We start from the raw sequence: 15201 nt of genomic DNA on the forward strand, positions 1-15201 counted from the left end.
GGGGCTGCCATTGGATCGGATAAAAGTGTCAGACTGCAATTTCGGCCGTGTTAATTGCAGTCTGAATCCATTGATAGGCTGAAGATAGCTCGATGATAAAAAGTTTCCTACTGCTGGCTTTATCGACCGCGCTCTTGACGGGATGCGGCCCAAACAAAATCATTGTGGATCTGCCTTCGCCCCAGGGCCAATACCACGTTGAAGTCCGCCAATGCGCGCAGCCGGGCTCCATGTCATCGACCGGGCAAACCCAGGTCTCGGTCCTGAAGTCCGGCGTATCAGAAAACTGCCAGTCTGCGGTGAATGCCTTGGCGCAGTTTCAGTCGTATTCGCCCGACGATCAACTGCAACTGGAATGGCTCTCGGAGGCGGAGCTCCGGGCATGGCATCCCGGATTTGATCCGAAGTCCGGGCCTCGTTCCGCTTCGTACAAGGCTGATAACCCGGTCAAGGTGATATTTGCGCCGGCCAAGTGATCAGCACGCTACGCCAGCAATGCCAGCGCGTCGGCAAGCGACAGCACGGTGGTGCGCGACGCGAACGCCGTGGAAAACAGGTGCTCGTGCACAATCGAATCCGGGTCGTAGCAGCAGTCTTTAACGGTAAATAATCGGTAGTCCGCATCGCTCGCATGCGCGATCGACGACAGCATGACGCCGGTGGACGCAATGCCCACCATCAGCAGCGTATCGATGCCTTGGGCCGACAGTCGCAATTCAAGGTCCGTACCAAAAAACACGCTGGCGCGATGGGCGATGATGATCGGCTCGTCAGGCTGCCGGCCCAATTCCGGCGAAATCTGATCGTCGATGAACAGACCAAGTTGTTTGATGCCTTGCCCGTTTTTATTTAACGGACTGACCTCGGGATAGCCGGGGCTGAACCGAATCTGCGCGAAGTAAACCCTGATCCCTTGGCGCCGTGCCGCGTCGCAAAGCGTGCGCGTGTTCGCTAGCAAGGTGGGCGCTACCGAGGGGAACAGGTTGATGATGTCGGTCTGATAATGCATGACCAGCAACGCGCTGCGGGCGGGCACGAGGGTGTTCATGGTGCTCATTTTCTCCAGATCCCTACGCGCGTCAGCCTAACCGCGCCACATCGTTTCGATATTGTTGTCATCGACATTCTGGTTCGGAACCAGACTGCATTTTTTAGCACGAGCCGATCGGAATGTTGCAGTCCGACTGCATAAAAAGTGAAGGGCGTCCCTGCTTCACGCTGAACGCCCTTGCCAAGTAACGCGCTGCGGCTATGCCGCTGGCTTACCCTTGTTGCAGCATTGCTCCATGAGCGCCTTGTCTGCGGCCTCGGACACTTCGACCCACTCGTGATCCGGCGGCGCATCCGCCACATAACTGTCGTGCCAGTTCCACCAGGTGTACGCCGGCGTCTGTGGATACCCATCAGGCGAATCCTCCCAGGCTTCCTGCCGGCCCAACGGCGTGATGTCCAGGTAGTTCCACGTGCCGCCCATCTGCTCGTCGCCACGATTATTCAAAAAGTACGTGCGGAAAATGCGACCGCCATCACGAAAGAACACGTTCGTTCCATGCCATTCATCCACGCCAAAATCCGCGTCGAAGCAGTCAGTGATCGTGAACCACGGCATCGTCCAGCCCATGCTGGCTTTCAAGCGGGCGATGTCGGCTTGCGGGGCGCGCGAAACAAAGACCAGCGTGGTGTCGCGCGCATTCAAGTGGGCCAGGTGCGCCACTTGATCGGCCACCATGGAACAGCCTCGGCACGCGTGCTCGGGCCAGCCGTAGACGCCGGGTTCAAAGAAGGCGCGATAGATGATGAGCTGGCGGCGATTGTCGAACAGGTCGCGCAGCGTCAGCTTGCCGTTCGGGCCGTCGAACGTGTATGCCTTGTCGACAGGCGTCCAGGGCATGCGGCGGCGCTCGGCGGCCAGGGCGTCGCGGGCGCGGGTTTGGGCTTTTTCTTTCAGCAGGAGCTGCTGGCGCGCGGCTTCCCATTCGTCGGCGGAGACGACGGGGGGCGTCTGCATGCGGCCCGTGGGTTCAGTGGCAGCGGTCATGGCGGTGATACCTCCAGTGGTGATTCCTTCTTGGCTAGGATGAACGGCGGGATGCATGACAGCCCGCCGTGTAAGGGTGCTTACGGATAGTGTTGCACCACATGCCGAGGTCCGGGAGTAACAAACGTGGCGTTATTTCCGTGGCATAAGCCGCCATGGCCGCGCGTCTAGCGTCTAGCGAAAGCCGTCAAACCTGTGCGAACCGCGCCGCCAACTGATCGCAATACCGCACCAAGATCGCCGCGTCCACGCCCACTGCCGTAAACAAACTGCCCGCCTCGATATACCGCCGCGCCAACGTCTCATCCCCCGTCAATACCCCCGGCGCCTTGCCCGCCGCGCGTATGCGCTTGATGGCGCTTTCCACCTCGGCCACCACCTTCGGATGCTGCGGCTCGCCCGGGTACCCCAGGCTGGCGGCCAGATCCGCGGGGCCTATAAACACCCCATCGACCCCATCCACCGCAATCATGGCGTCCAGATTCTCCAGCGCTTCGCCAGTCTCTGCCTGCACCAGCAAACACAATTCCTCTTCGCACCGGCGCATATAGTCCGGCACGCGTCCATACCGCGTCGCGCGCATGGTTCCGCTGACGCCCCGCACGCCGCGCGGCGCATAGCGCATACCGGCCACCGCGCTTTGCGCCTCGTCCGCGTTCTGCACATACGGCAGCAACAAGGTCTGCGCGCCGATATCCAGATACTGCTTGATCTGCACCTTGTCATTCCAAGACGGGCGCACTACCGGATGGCTCTTATACGCGCCAGCCGCCTGCAACTGCGCCATTACCGTCGGCAGCACCACGGGCGTGTGCTCGGTATCCAGCAGCAGCCAATCGAAGCCGCTGGCCGCCACCAGTTCGGTGCTGTTCGCAGCCCCAAGCGTGACCCACAGCCCGGTTTGATGGCGCTGTTCACGCAGTGCGCGTTTAAACGTATTGATGGGAAGTTCCATGCGCGCCGCCTTATGAAAAATGCACCGAGATGCTGCCCAGCTTGCCGTAGTCCGCATGCAGCGTATCGCCGCGTTTGACAGCGACGGTGCGTGTGAAGGACCCCGCCAGCACGATGTGCCCGGCTTCCAGCCCGGCGTCGTGCTGCGCAAGCTTGTTCGCCAACCACGCAATACCCAACGCCGGATGCCCAAGCACCGCCGCCGACACGCCGGATTCCTCGATCACGCCATTTTTAAGCAGCAGGGCGCCAACCCAGCGCAGATCAATATCCATCGGCCGCACCGGCCGCCCGCCCAGCACAATGCCGGCGCAGGCCGCGTTATCGGCAATGTTGTCCACGATGCGGCGCGGATACTTGCTGCGGCCGTCAATTAGTTCCAGCGCGGGCACCACGTAATCCGTGGCATCCAGCACGTCGAACAGGCTGACGTCAGGGCCTTGCAGCGGCTTGCCCAGCACGAAAGCCAGCTCGACTTCCACGCGCGGCACGATCAGCTTGTCGGTGGGAATGGTCTGCCCATCCTGATAGAACATCGTGTCCAGCAAATGGCCGTAGTCGGGCTCGTCAATGCCCACGGTGCTTTGCATGGCCTTGGACGTCAGGCCAATCTTATGGCCGCGCAGTTTAGCGCCGTCGGCAATCTTCTGGTCGATATTGCGTTGCTGGATGGCATACGCATCCGCAATCTCGATGCCGGGAAACGCCTGGTCAAGCTGCGTGGTGGGCACGCCGCTGCACTCGGCTTCAAGCAGCAGGCTGGCCGCGCGGGCGCGGTCTTCGTCGTTAAGCATGAAGGGCTCCTGATCAGTGCGCGGCGGCTTCATCGGCCACGGGGTTGGACAACACGCCGATGCCGGCAACTTCGACTTCAACCACATCGCCCGGCTTCAAGAAGCGCGGCGGCGTAAACCGCACGCCCGCGCCGATGGGGGTGCCGGTGGAAATCACGTCGCCGGGCTTCAGCGTGGTCCAGATGGAGATGTAGCGGATCAGTTCCGCGAACGGAAACATCAGGTTGTCGGTAGCGTCTTGTTGGCGCAGCTCGCCGTTGACGCGCGTGGTCACCGTCAACGGCGCGGCGGGGTCGAACTCTTCCGCCGTCACCATCCACGGCCCCATGGACCCGCTGGCGTCAAAGTTCTTGCCCTGCGTTACGTTGAACTTGCCGTGCTTGATCCAGTCGCGCACCGTGCCTTCGTTCAGGCAGGTCAGGCCCGCGACGTGGCTCCAGGCGTCCTCGGCGGCAATGCGGCGTCCGGCCTTGCCGATGATGATGGCGATCTCGCCTTCGTAATCCAGCTGCTCGGATTCTGGCGGGCGCAGCAAGGGTTCACCATGGCCCACGAACGAACCGGGAAAGCGCGGGAACACGCTGGGGTAGGCAGGCGGCGCGCTGCCGTCTTTATATTCCTCGTTGCGCTTGCCGTAGTTCACGCCGACGCAGATGATTTTTTCTGGCGAAGGAATTGGCGGCAACAGCCGCACCTCGTTCAGCTTGTGCGTGGGGGTAAGCGAGTCCGCCAATTTGGCCAGCGCGGGCAGGGCATCGGCTTCCAGCGCAGCGCGCAGGCTGTCATAACCATGGCCATGTCCATCCAAGGCCACAATCTGGTCCTGGCCGCGCAGCGCACCAAAGTGCGTGCGGCCTTGATGCGTATAAGTCAGCAGTTTCATTCGTCGAATCCAAACAAGCGAGCGGGGTTGTCCACCAGGATTTTCTTAAGCGTCGCGGCGTCGCCCGCATAACGCGCCAACTGGTCCACCAACTGGCCCTCGTCGGGCGTGGGTTTGGTGGAGACGGGATGCGGCCAGTCGCTGCCCCACACCACGCGGTCAGGGTTGGCGGCGATCAGCGCTTGCGCAAGCGGCGTCACGTCGTCCCAAGGGGGGCCGGTGCGAGAGATCTTCTCCGTCAGCGACAACATCACCCAGAAGTTGCCGCGACGTAGCAATGACTCCAACAACTGCCGAGTTGGGTCCGCCGCGCCCGCAGTGGGATCGGCACGCCCCATGTGATCCAGCAGCACCGGAATATCCAGCCGTTCAAACTGCGCCGCCTGCGCCATCATGCCGTCGGGCTCCGGCTGAAACTTGGCGTACCAACCCAGTTCACGAATGCGCGCAATGGCGCGGTCAAACACAGCCGGCGCCATGCTGATGCCCAAGCCCTGGCGCGTGAACCGCGCGCCGCGCACGCCTGCATCGTGCAGCTTTTGTATGTAGGCGTCGTCACGCTCGGCCAGCACCACCGCATTCGCGCAACCGCGATACGACGGGCCGGCGGCGGCCAGGCCGTCCAGCACCACCTGGTGATCCGCCCCGTAGGTGGTGGCCTGCACGATCACGCCGCGCTCGATGCCCAGCAGGCGGTGCAAGCCCAGCGCGGTCTCGATGGTGGCGCTGGGCATCTCGTACGCCGCGCCGGGGCGAACCGGGTAACGGTCTGCGGAGCCGAATACGTGAAACTGGCTATCGCAGGCCTTAGCCGGCAGGCGAGTAGCGGGCGCAGTGGGGCGGGGATTAAAGGGTTGGTACTGCGAGGGGGAATGTTGCGGCGCTTGCTTCTGCGACGCTGGATTCTGCACGGCTTGCTTCTGCGAACTTTGGCTTTGATTCATTTGGCTTTGAGTCATTTGGCTTTGAGTCATCGTCTGTCTCCCTTACCCGATCACGGCTACAAAATCGCACTCGATCAGCTTGTCGCCATCCAGACCGGCCTGCATTGTGTGCCGCGCCGGGCGGTTCTCCGCATCCGGAAACGCTTTTAACCACACCGCATTCAGCGCCGCGCGCTGGCTGCGGTCGCGCATCCACACCGTCATCTTCGCGACGTGATCCAGCGTGCCGCCGCCCGCTTCCACAATGCGCCGCACGTGGTCGAACATCAGTTCGCACTGGCGCTCCAACGTCGCGCCGTACGCGCCCGTGGCGGGGTCGGTGCCTTGGATGCTGCCCGAATACAGCATGGGCCCAATCCGGCACGCGGCCGGAATGGGATTCTTGTGGCTGAAGCCTTCGGCGTAAATGCTGCGTCTGCTCATGGCGGGTTCCGTGTGGAAAGAAGGGGGTGGGGCGGCATCGCGGCCATGACCAGGCAAGGCCGCGGTGCGTTCGGTTGTCAGGGCGTGGCTGCTGGCGCGTCAGGCCAGGCTGCGGTCCGGTGGCGGTGGTCTGGCCTTAGTTCGCCGTGATGCCCGCACGCTTGATGATCGGCGTCCAGCGCGCGTCTTCCGAAGCCAGATAGCGCGTGAATTCCTCGGGCGTACTACCGCGCGCCTCGGCACCCAGGTCATCAAATCGCTTGATAATCGTCGGCTGCGCCAGGATCTTGGTAAGTGCCTCGCTCAACTGTTTCAGCACAGCCGGCGGCGTGCCCTTGGGCGCAAGCAGCCCGGTAAACGTGGCGGCCTCCATGCCCTGCACACCCGCTTCCGCAAACGTCGGCACGTCCGGCATCGACGGCACGCGCTTGGCCGTCGTCACCGCCAACGCGCGCAAGCGGCCTTCCTTCACATACGGCAGCGCCACCGAAATCTGATCAAAGTTGAAATCCACTTGCCCGCCCAGCAGATCGGTCGTGGCCGGCGCGTTGCCCTTGTATTGCGCCGTCGTCCAACGCGCGCCCGTCAACGACTGCAACAGCTCGCTGACCAGATGATTCGTGGTCCCCGCACCCGGAGACGCCATGTTGAGCTTGCCCGGCTCTTTCTTCGCCAGCGCCAGCAATTCAGCCAGCGTCTTCGCCGGCACGCTCGGCTTCACCTGCAACACCAGCGGCGTGTACGACACCGAACTGATCGGCGCAAAGTCCCGGTCCCACTTGTACGCATCCCGCTTGAAAATCAGCGGCGAGAACAGCAGCGGCCCGTTCGCCGCCATGAACAATGTGTAGCCATCGGGCTCGGACCGCGCCACCTGCTCGCCGGCAATCATGCCGCCCGCACCCGGCTTGTTCTCGACGATAAACGGCTGCCCAAACGCCGCCTGCAAACCCGGCGCAATCAGCCGCGCCGCCACATCCACATTGCCGCCCGGCGGATAGGGCACCACGATCTTCACGGGTTTCTCGGGCCACGCGGCGTGCGCCATGGAAGTCAGAACGGTCAGCGCCACCGTGGCGCAGGCGCGAAGGGTATTGCGATGCATGGTTTGTCTCCTGGTCGTGTCATCACGTTTTGTTTGTTGTGTTTGACGACACTCTAGAAATTCCCGTGCCGCTGAACAATCCGAATTTCAAGAAAAGTTCCGGATGTTGGACTCTTTTGGCAGGTTGCTTTGCGGGCGGCTTTTGGCATGACCGCGTTTCGCCGCAGAATTACCCTGGGCGCCTATTGCGCACGCGGTTTTATTCATTGTTGAATGTTCAATATCCGGACTACGGAGCCACACCCATCATGCACTTTCCCGCCAGCGACCTGAACCCCGAACAAACCTACCGCCTGATGAGCGGCATCGTCGTGCCCCGGCCCATCGCCTGGATCAGCAGCGTCAACGCCCACGGCGGCGTCAACCTGGCGCCGTTCAGCTGCTACACCTTCGTCTCAAACAAACCCCCCATGATCGGCGTCAACATCGGCCGCAAAGCCGGCAAACGCAAAGACACCGCCGAAAACATCCTGGCCAACCGCCACTTCGTCGTCAACGTCGGTGACGAAACCCTGCTTGATCCCCTGCACGACAGCGCCCAAGAACACCCGCCCGAAATCAGCGAAGTCGACGTGCTGGGCTTAAGCGTGCTTCCCGGCGCCGTCATCGACACCCCCAGACTTGCCGCCGCACCCATCAGCCTGGAATGCCGCTTTCATAGCGTCACCCCGTTTGGCGACACCGGCGCCGAGTTCTTCGTGGGGGAAGTGGTGATGTTCCATATACGCGATGGCCTGCTGCAAGACGGCAAGATCGATACGGCATTACTACGCCCCATCTGCCGCATTGGCGGCCCCAACTACGCATCGCTAGGCCCCATCGTCACCAAGCGCGGTATTCAGCAAACGCCAAAATCCATTATCAAACCGGAGGCCACGTGAGCGAATCAGAAGATAAAAGCGCATCCGGCGCGCAAACGGTACGCAGAGCCTTGGCGCTGCTGCGCCTGATTGCCTGCGGACAAGAGCGCGGCGTGCGGCTGGTGGATCTGGAACGCATGTCCGGCTTGAATCGGCCCACCGTGCATCGCTTGCTGAAGACGCTGGTGCAAGAGGGCGCGGTTGAACAGGATTCAGAAACGCGACGGTATTTGATTGGGCAAGAGATCAGTTTGCTGGGGTTGGCGCGGACAAGGCGCTTTCCGCTGCTGACGCTGGCAGACCCGTATATGAGCGAGCTGGCCGATCAGGTCGGGGATACGGTGTTTTTGAGTATTCGACATGGGCACGATTCGATATGTATTGGGCGGCGGACGGGCAGGCATCCGATACAGGTGCTGTCGATTGAGGTGGGGGTTAGACGGCCGTTGGGCGTGGGGGTGTCGGGCGTGGCGTTGTTGGCGAGTTTGGGGAGGGAGGAGAGTGTGGAGTTGGTGCGGGGGAATGCGGCAAGGCTGGAGGTGATGGGGGAGCGGGTAGAGGATGTGATTGCGCGGGTTGAGGTGGCGCGGAGGGAGGGGATTGCGCATGCGGCAATGGGGTTAATGCCGGGGACTAGTGCGGTGGCGGTGCCGGTGTTGACGGAGGGAGGGGTGGCGCTGGGGGCGATTACGGTGACGGCGATGGCGGAGAGGTTGGGGGTGGAGAGGTTTGGGATGGTGGTGGAGAGGATGAAGGCGGCGGCGGGGGGGATTGCGGGGAGGTGGGGAAGGGTGGAGGGGAGGTGACGAACCTCAGCTCCTGAATATGGAATCTATGTAATTGGCTCATCCGAGTTATTTTTTTCATAGAGTAAATTCAGTAACTAAAGTAACATTTGGAATTTTGCCGTCGACCTAAACCTCCGTTCTCAAACTTACGTTGGCCCCCGACGACAATTTTCAATAGCAAATGTCGCTTCTGGCAAATACTGGATCGCATTTCAGGATTTGATTGAAGGTATGAACGACCGCGGCACTCTTGATTGAAAGGAAGGGAAATGATGATCCTTTATGGCCTTCTGCAAGCGGTCATTACGATTACTGTGTACCTTGCACTAAATATGGTGGGCTTGATCGCGATTCAGAAAGTGTTTGGTGCGTCGTTTAGAAAATAAGGTGTCGCAAAAAATGAGGTGTCGGACTGCAACTTCGTGATTTTTCAGTGAGTGGTTGGCTGAATTGCAGTCGGACACTTCTATTCGAGACAGCTGGCTAGTCAGCATGTTGAATTTGGTGTTCATAAGGTGAGGATTGAATAGTGCCAGCCAAGGTCGTGCGTTTACTGATCGTTGCTCTTCCCGTATTTGTTTTAGCAGGGGGGGTAACTCTTTCTTTGCTTGGGTATGGTGCCGCTATTGCTATCGAAACCACGTTCGGTATTCCAAGAGAGCTTACGTATAACTCGCCTATTGGGATATTAAACCTGTCCAGTCACGCGATTGGAGGATGGATAGATTTTCTAGATCCTTTCCTTGAATCGGAAAAATTTAAAGATCTTGTATTGCAGATGACCGGCGCTGGAATTGTTCTGTCGGCGCTTCTTCTGGGATATAGGTTTTGCAAAGTTCGTGGGAACGGACTAGGCCGACGCAGTAGGCGAGCTCGTGGAATAAGTCAGAGTGGGCCTGTCAAGTTTCTGGGCCGGGTTGGTCGTTGGCTTTTTCAAGAGAAGCTCTACCTGCTTCCATTTTTGGCCTGCGCCACCGCTCCATGGCTCATCGTTGCTGTTTTGACTGTTCTATCAACCACCTTTGCAATTTTTCCGTTAATTGGGCATGAATTGGCCGCCCGATACTTTCATTCGTGGATAGTCTCCGCAGACTATTGCGTGCCGCTCAGTAATCGAGATGAGAGATTGCGGGAAAAGCTGCCGGAGTCGGAATCTGTAAATTCGAGCAAAGTCAAAGTGACGACATGCTTGTCGCTATGGAAGGACGATATCTTTGTCGCTGAGGGGCGACATGTCGCATCGACAGATAAAAATATTATCCTCTTTGATCCGATTTCTGGAGACGTCAGGATTGAGCCTATGGAAGGGATATCTGTGCGCATGAGCGGTCTGTCAGCCACAAAGTTGAAAAAGTTAATAGAAGAAAGAAAATTATTCGAAAAAGATAATAAAGCTCCTGATTGAATACCAAAACTAGTGGCGATTATTTCAAACTAATAGGGGGCGTGATATGTCGGAAGGTTTCGAGCCGATGGGCCATGAGGATAGCAATGCGCTTGTTCGTGTAAATCAGCTGATCGAAAAATTTGAGGGTAAGCTTGCGGAAGTTGAGTCTTCGTATATGCGATGCCGAGAAATCGTCAGTACGGCAGAGGCTAAGATTGATGATATTCAGAGTATCGCAAGTTCAGCGCTCGCAGCGAAAACTCAAATAGTTGATGAGCAGGCGGTTATAGCCGCCAAATCAGCTCATATACAGAGCGCTCAGGAGCATGCGGATTCCGTTCGCGCGGAGTTGGATCGCATTCTGACCGCTGCGACTCAGCAGGCGACGGAAATTGAAGGCCATAGACAACGCGGTCAAAGTGCAGCCGACAGCGTGGGATTGGTGGCTGCTGAAATTCAGCAACGTGCGGTGGAAATGAATGCGGCGACCGATGCAGCCCTGGCTTCGCGTGATGAAGCAGCGGCGGCCTCTGCTACAAGCAAATCGCTCGCAGACAAGGCGGAAAATACCGAGAAAATATTAGCGGCGTACGAAAAAAAGCTAGCTGACCTTGAGGCTCGATCTAAAGCGCAGTTGGCCACTATTACGAGTCTTTTACCTGGCGCTACTGCTGCAGGCTTGGCACACGCGTTTGACACTCGGCGTAAAACGTTTTTAAAGCCAGGAGGGCGGTGGCAAGGGTTGTTCGTTACTTCAATTGCTCTTTTGGTTGTACTTGCGGTGTCGGGTCTTTGGAATATTTATAGTACGGGCATCCAGCTTTCTTGGGGAGAGTTGGGCCGACTGTGGTTGGCGCGGCTGCCAATAGCTGGCGCACTAATATGGCTCGCCATGCACGCTAGCAGGGAAGCCGCATTGGCTAAACGACTTGAGGAAGATTATGGATATAAAGCAGCGATTGCCGCTTCATTTCAAGGGTTCCAGAAACAGATGGCAGATATAGCGAGCTCAACAACCGAGAGTTCACCGTTGGCAAAACTATGCGGAGACACTTTAGCAACTATAGCGAATCCACCTGGGCGGATTTATGAAAGCCATCAACTTACGATCACCCCAAGCGAACAGCTTTTGACCGCTGCCTCACAAGTGGCAGGGCTTGAAAAGAAATAAGGGAGTAAGACTGCAGTTCTGCAACCAAGGTCGTAGGGGGATCCCTTTCTTCAATTTAGTGCTTGAATCATAGTGTCTGCACTTGGGTGCTGTTTCTGAAGTCTGGTTGGAATAATGTGTCGATGCAACGCGCAGCCGTAAGCACGGCGAGGTAAATGGAATTCAAAGTTAGATTGCAAGTTTACCTTTTTCCACTGCGGCATTGCGGTCTGACAATTTTATGGAAGTGAAGAATAAAAATGGTGTCAGACTGCGATATTGCGATGTCTCAGTAAGTGGATGGCAGCGTTGCCGTCGAACACCTTAACTATTAGATTTTGTTGGTTGGCATCTTTATTATCTTCTCTCGTTCAAGTTAAGTAATTATTTTTCCACAGGTTATTTTATGGCTTACGCCTTTGATCTCCGACAGGTTTGCGGAGGCTACGCATACTTCAGTACATTCACTCATGGAATATCATCTTCTGACGATAGATATGAAATTAGAGTGCCATCCCAAGTGGATGTGAATCGTTTCTCGATAGCGCTCAAGGAACTCGGACAGTCATTTCGATTTATCGACTCTGAAGATTCCTATAAAAGTTGGATTTACATGCATGGGTGGGCAGTGGTAGAGCCTTCTTTTGCTAGATCTTGCATGCAGAGTTGGTTGAAACAGCATAAGTGCATCGGCACTGCATTGGGAGCGTTTACGGATATTGAAATTGCCGCACCAAGCGTCATGAAACGGAGTTTTCGAGGCTTTGCAAAGAAAAAAATCTTAGATCGAGATGGCGGTCGCTGCCTAGCGTGCGGAAGTCAAAATGCGCTAACTCTCCAGCATGTAATTCCCTTTTCTGCCGGCGGGGAAACGAGTAGTCGAAACATGGTCACCTTATGTGAAGCATGCAATCAAAGCTATCGGGATGAAATTAGTCCTGAGCTGTACCGCTTGGCAGGACTACATTATGGATATGAGCCTTCGATAGTAAAGTTTGCAACTGACCGAAAGGCAGCGCTACACCGTGCCGTATATTTCTCGAATAATCTTATGCATACGCGTTGTGATCTATGGTGAACAACTTGCCCGACTTAGTGGCTTGCGAAGAGGAGGCTGTGGTTCACTCATCGCGCATACCAATTTACTGCTTCGGGTAAAATCCGCCGACCGGAACGTTCTGCTTTGACCAAATACCTTAGATTAGAGAACTAATCTGAAAAAGACTTTTGTATATAGCCCTAATTCGTTCGTGTTTCGCGTCATTTTTCAGGCTGAAATTAATTAGACTAGAGGCTGTCCATTGCAGCCTAAGACCATATTTTGGATTATCAAGGAAGGATCTTTGATCTATAGAGTGTCAATAGATTTATGTGCTGGCTCTTCAATATCGGATAGATGGAATATTTCAGACATGAGTTGGCAGAATGGTTGGAAAATCTAACAGGGGCAAAACGCATGCAGGCTGAATTAGCGTTTTCCACCTGGAATCCTTTCAATGCGGAGTCCGCTAGACGTTTGCTTTCGGTTCAATCCTTGCCCCAGCAGATCGTCAGATATCTGTGCATCCACTTCGGCAGAAGGGCCGGGGCTGAATTAGAGGAAATGGCGTAATAAGGCGCGTTCCCACAATCGCGGCCTGTGTAGTCTGAAACCTATATTTTTTTTGATCTACTTTGCTGGCACAACTGCCGTCAATAAAAGTGTCCGAATAAAGGTGTACGTCTGACACCTTTGCACGCTTTTGCTACCGCCGGCGAATCGACATGACGTGCAGTCTCGACATAAGCAGCACGGTGTTGGATTTTGTAGCAAAATGTCATCTTTCGGAGGGGAGGAGAGCGCGAACGCTAGAAGGAGTGCTGCCAGCCAGCGAGCTCAACACCAAGCCTCCCGGCAACCTTTTGAGGAAGGTCATCATGAAGCTACAGGCTTATCGACTGCAGAACTACCGCCGACTGCGCGACGTTGTCATCGAGCTCGATGACGAGATATCTATCTTCGTCGGCGCCAACAACAGCGGGAAGACGTCCGCAGTCCAAGGGCTGTATTCCATGCTCCGGGGCGATGCGAAGAAGTTCGAACTCTTTGACTTCAGTGCAGCGCTGTGGGCCGAAATCGACGCCATCGGAAGATCGGATCCAGGGGATGTGGAAGCGGCCAAGAGATTGCCATCCATCCTCTTAGATCTCTGGTTCCGTGTCGGTGAAGATGATCTCGCTACCGCAATGTCACTGCTTCCGAGCACTGAGTGGGATGGCAAGTGCGTCGGGATTCGTGTGGCGTTTGAGCCTCGCGATGCCTACGAACTCGTTCAGCGGTTCCATGAACTGCATGAGAAAGCCAACGACGTGGCGAATGCGCTGGCGGCACAGCGCAAAGCAGGCAGTGAGCCTGCTGCCGAGGTGGAAGGGGGAAATGAGGTTGAGGCGAAATCCGAGGCCAGCGAGTACAGACCCTGGCCAGAAAGCTTGACTAAGTACCTTGCCAAGGAACTGAGCAAGGAATATACCTTCCGCTACTATGTGCTCGATGAGAGGGCCTTTGTTGACTATCAGGCGGCAGCCGACTACGAGCCGCAGCCGCTAGGCAAGGAGCCGGCTGGAGCGACCATTCTCAAGTCGCTGGTGAGGGTGGACTTCTTGCGCGCGCAGCGGCACCTCGATGACCCGGATGCTGCCAGCTCAGATCGCGCCGAGAGCCTTTCGCGACGCCTCAGCCGTTTCTATCACCGCAACCTGGAGAAGCGTGGCGACGACCATGCGGCTCTCAAAGCGCTCGACACATCAGAGAGAGAACTGAACTTCCACCTGGAGGAAGTCTTCAGTGACACCCTCAAGCGCCTAGCCAAGCTCGGCTATCCAGGCTTGAACAATCCCGAGATCGTCATTCGGGCGGCCTTGGACCCGACCACGGTCCTGGGGCAAGACGCCAAGGTCCACTACGTGATTCCGGGCGCAGCCACCGCTCAGCTGCCCGACAGCTACAACGGCCTGGGCTTCAAGAATCTGGTCTACATGGTGGTTGAACTGCTCGATCTACACGAGCAGTGGAAAGCGGAGGAAGACAAGCGGGCACCGCTGCATTTGATCTTCATTGAAGAGCCTGAGGCTCATCTGCACGCGCAGATTCAGCAGGTCTTCATCAGGAACGTTTTGCGCCTGCTTGAGGATACCAACGACCACGCTACGTTTTTTCACACGCAGCTCGTCATCACCACGCATTCCCCGCACATCCTCTATGAGCGCGGGTTTTCCCCAATTCGGTATTTCCGCCGCGTCAGCGACCAATTGGACAATCGCACGGACGTGCGCAATTGGATTTGACCCTGTATCGCCGGACACCACTTCACCGTTAAGTTGATAAAACGGCGAGACGCCGGAACTCTCGGGGAGAACGATACTTCAACGCACTGTGTGGATGCGATTCGTTGTAGTGCTCGAAGGCCAGAGCCAAGTTATGTGCGGCAGTATTGGCATCGGGCTTGGGCATGAAGGCAACATAATCGCGCTTCATGGTCTTTACGAAGCTCTCGGCCATTCCGTTGCTCTGCGGGCTGCACACGGGCGTGGTCAATGGATGCAGGCCGATCTCGGTGGCGAACGAACGCGTTTTTTCGGCGATGTAGCCCGAGCCGTTGTCGGTTAGCCACTCAATGGGGTGAGGCGGTTTCAACGTGCCACCGAAGCGGTTTTCAACGGCGGCCAGCATCACATCGCGGACGATGTCGCCGCTGTGCCCCGCAGTGGTGGCCGCCCAGCTCAACGCTTCGCGATCGCAACAGTCCAGCGCAAACGTCACCCGCAGCGGTTCACCGTTGTCGCATCGGAATTCAAAACCGTCAGAACACCAGCGTTGATCGCTGCGCGCGACGGCC

Annotated in this window: 16 protein-coding genes; 7 read left to right on the forward strand and 9 right to left on the reverse strand. The window is 57.2% G+C overall.

Annotated elements, in window-relative coordinates:
- The first annotated feature begins 92 nt into the window (after positions 1 to 92).
- A complete protein-coding gene (locus ACE04A_RS06845) occupies positions 93 to 476 on the forward strand; it encodes a hypothetical protein (protein ID WP_448716103.1) in 384 nt (127 codons plus the stop codon).
- An 8-nt stretch (positions 477 to 484) separates the two neighbouring features.
- Here the strand turns inward: ACE04A_RS06845 and ACE04A_RS06850 are convergent, their stop codons facing one another.
- The 8 genes from ACE04A_RS06850 to ACE04A_RS06885 all read right to left on the reverse strand — a co-directional run bounded on the left by ACE04A_RS06850 (position 485) and on the right by ACE04A_RS06885 (position 7141).
- On the reverse strand, positions 485 to 1057 hold the full coding sequence (locus ACE04A_RS06850) for a cysteine hydrolase family protein (RefSeq protein ID WP_448716104.1): 573 nt from the start codon (positions 1055 to 1057) through the stop codon (positions 485 to 487).
- A gap of 192 nt (positions 1058 to 1249) precedes the next feature.
- Positions 1250 to 2038 (reverse strand): DUF899 domain-containing protein, encoded by a 789-nt coding sequence (locus ACE04A_RS06855; RefSeq protein ID WP_485819974.1) that lies wholly within the window; start codon positions 2036 to 2038, stop codon positions 1250 to 1252.
- 187 nt (positions 2039 to 2225) lie between these two features.
- Positions 2226 to 2993, reverse strand: a complete 768-nt coding sequence (locus ACE04A_RS06860) for an aldolase/citrate lyase family protein (protein ID WP_448716106.1) — start codon at positions 2991 to 2993, stop codon at positions 2226 to 2228.
- 10 nt (positions 2994 to 3003) lie between these two features.
- Complete coding sequence (gene hpaH, locus ACE04A_RS06865) at positions 3004 to 3786, reverse strand: 2-oxo-hept-4-ene-1,7-dioate hydratase (protein WP_448716107.1); 783 nt, start codon at positions 3784 to 3786, stop codon at positions 3004 to 3006.
- 13 nt (positions 3787 to 3799) lie between these two features.
- Positions 3800 to 4669 (reverse strand): fumarylacetoacetate hydrolase family protein, encoded by an 870-nt coding sequence (locus ACE04A_RS06870; protein ID WP_448716108.1) that lies wholly within the window; start codon positions 4667 to 4669, stop codon positions 3800 to 3802.
- Positions 4666 to 5613: an amidohydrolase family protein gene (locus ACE04A_RS06875; protein ID WP_448716109.1), complete on the reverse strand. Its 948-nt coding sequence runs from the start codon at positions 5611 to 5613 to the stop codon at positions 4666 to 4668. The genes ACE04A_RS06870 and ACE04A_RS06875 overlap by 4 nt, the downstream gene beginning before the upstream one ends.
- A gap of 42 nt (positions 5614 to 5655) precedes the next feature.
- Positions 5656 to 6036 (reverse strand): RidA family protein, encoded by a 381-nt coding sequence (locus tag ACE04A_RS06880; RefSeq protein ID WP_485819975.1) that lies wholly within the window; start codon positions 6034 to 6036, stop codon positions 5656 to 5658.
- Positions 6037 to 6172: 136 nt separating this feature from the next.
- A complete protein-coding gene (locus ACE04A_RS06885) occupies positions 6173 to 7141 on the reverse strand; it encodes a Bug family tripartite tricarboxylate transporter substrate binding protein (protein WP_448716111.1) in 969 nt (322 codons plus the stop codon).
- Positions 7142 to 7389: 248 nt separating this feature from the next.
- On the opposite strand from ACE04A_RS06885, the gene ACE04A_RS06890 reads away from it, so the two are divergent.
- The 6 genes from ACE04A_RS06890 (at position 7390) to ACE04A_RS06915 (ending at position 14650) form a co-directional block, all read left to right on the forward strand.
- The gene (locus ACE04A_RS06890) at positions 7390 to 8022 is read left to right on the forward strand and encodes a flavin reductase family protein (protein ID WP_046807937.1); all 633 of its coding nucleotides are present in this window, start codon (positions 7390 to 7392) and stop codon (positions 8020 to 8022) included.
- Positions 8019 to 8807 carry an IclR family transcriptional regulator gene (locus ACE04A_RS06895; RefSeq protein WP_448716112.1) on the forward strand — a complete coding sequence of 263 codons (789 nt, stop codon included), beginning with the start codon at positions 8019 to 8021 and terminating at the stop codon, positions 8805 to 8807. Before ACE04A_RS06890 ends, ACE04A_RS06895 begins: the two co-directional genes overlap by 4 nt.
- 511 nt (positions 8808 to 9318) lie before the next feature.
- Entirely contained in the window at positions 9319 to 10194 is an 876-nt protein-coding gene (locus ACE04A_RS06900; protein ID WP_448716113.1) for a hypothetical protein, read from the forward strand.
- A 46-nt stretch (positions 10195 to 10240) separates the two neighbouring features.
- Positions 10241 to 11347 carry a hypothetical protein gene (locus ACE04A_RS06905; protein WP_448716114.1) on the forward strand — a complete coding sequence of 369 codons (1107 nt, stop codon included), beginning with the start codon at positions 10241 to 10243 and terminating at the stop codon, positions 11345 to 11347.
- Positions 11348 to 12068: 721 nt separating this feature from the next.
- Entirely contained in the window at positions 12069 to 12404 is a 336-nt protein-coding gene (locus ACE04A_RS06910; RefSeq protein WP_448716132.1) for an HNH endonuclease, read from the forward strand.
- Positions 12405 to 13243: 839 nt separating this feature from the next.
- Positions 13244 to 14650, forward strand: a complete 1407-nt coding sequence (locus ACE04A_RS06915; RefSeq protein WP_448716115.1) for an ATP-binding protein — start codon at positions 13244 to 13246, stop codon at positions 14648 to 14650.
- A gap of 28 nt (positions 14651 to 14678) precedes the next feature.
- Here the strand turns inward: ACE04A_RS06915 and ACE04A_RS06920 are convergent.
- Positions 14679 to 15201 (reverse strand): integrase core domain-containing protein (locus ACE04A_RS06920; RefSeq protein ID WP_485819902.1); only part of this gene is annotated, 523 nt, incomplete at its 5' end.

This window comes from Achromobacter colocynthidis (assembly GCF_057334535.1).

Coding starts and splice junctions, on each gene's coding strand:
- ACE04A_RS06845 (WP_448716103.1), top strand. CDS start 93: ATGATAAAAAGTTTCCTACTGCTGGCTTTATCGACCGCGCTCTTGACG.
- ACE04A_RS06850 (WP_448716104.1), bottom strand. CDS start 1,057: ATGAGCACCATGAACACCCTCGTGCCCGCCCGCAGCGCGTTGCTGGTC.
- ACE04A_RS06855 (WP_485819974.1), bottom strand. CDS start 2,038: ATGACCGCTGCCACTGAACCCACGGGCCGCATGCAGACGCCCCCCGTC.
- ACE04A_RS06860 (WP_448716106.1), bottom strand. CDS start 2,993: ATGGAACTTCCCATCAATACGTTTAAACGCGCACTGCGTGAACAGCGC.
- hpaH (WP_448716107.1), bottom strand. CDS start 3,786: ATGCTTAACGACGAAGACCGCGCCCGCGCGGCCAGCCTGCTGCTTGAA.
- ACE04A_RS06870 (WP_448716108.1), bottom strand. CDS start 4,669: ATGAAACTGCTGACTTATACGCATCAAGGCCGCACGCACTTTGGTGCG.
- ACE04A_RS06875 (WP_448716109.1), bottom strand. CDS start 5,613: ATGAATCAAAGCCAAAGTTCGCAGAAGCAAGCCGTGCAGAATCCAGCG.
- ACE04A_RS06880 (WP_485819975.1), bottom strand. CDS start 6,036: ATGAGCAGACGCAGCATTTACGCCGAAGGCTTCAGCCACAAGAATCCC.
- ACE04A_RS06885 (WP_448716111.1), bottom strand. CDS start 7,141: ATGCATCGCAATACCCTTCGCGCCTGCGCCACGGTGGCGCTGACCGTT.
- ACE04A_RS06890 (WP_046807937.1), top strand. CDS start 7,390: ATGCACTTTCCCGCCAGCGACCTGAACCCCGAACAAACCTACCGCCTG.
- ACE04A_RS06905 (WP_448716114.1), top strand. CDS start 10,241: ATGTCGGAAGGTTTCGAGCCGATGGGCCATGAGGATAGCAATGCGCTT.
- ACE04A_RS06910 (WP_448716132.1), top strand. CDS start 12,069: ATGAAACGGAGTTTTCGAGGCTTTGCAAAGAAAAAAATCTTAGATCGA.
- ACE04A_RS06915 (WP_448716115.1), top strand. CDS start 13,244: ATGAAGCTACAGGCTTATCGACTGCAGAACTACCGCCGACTGCGCGAC.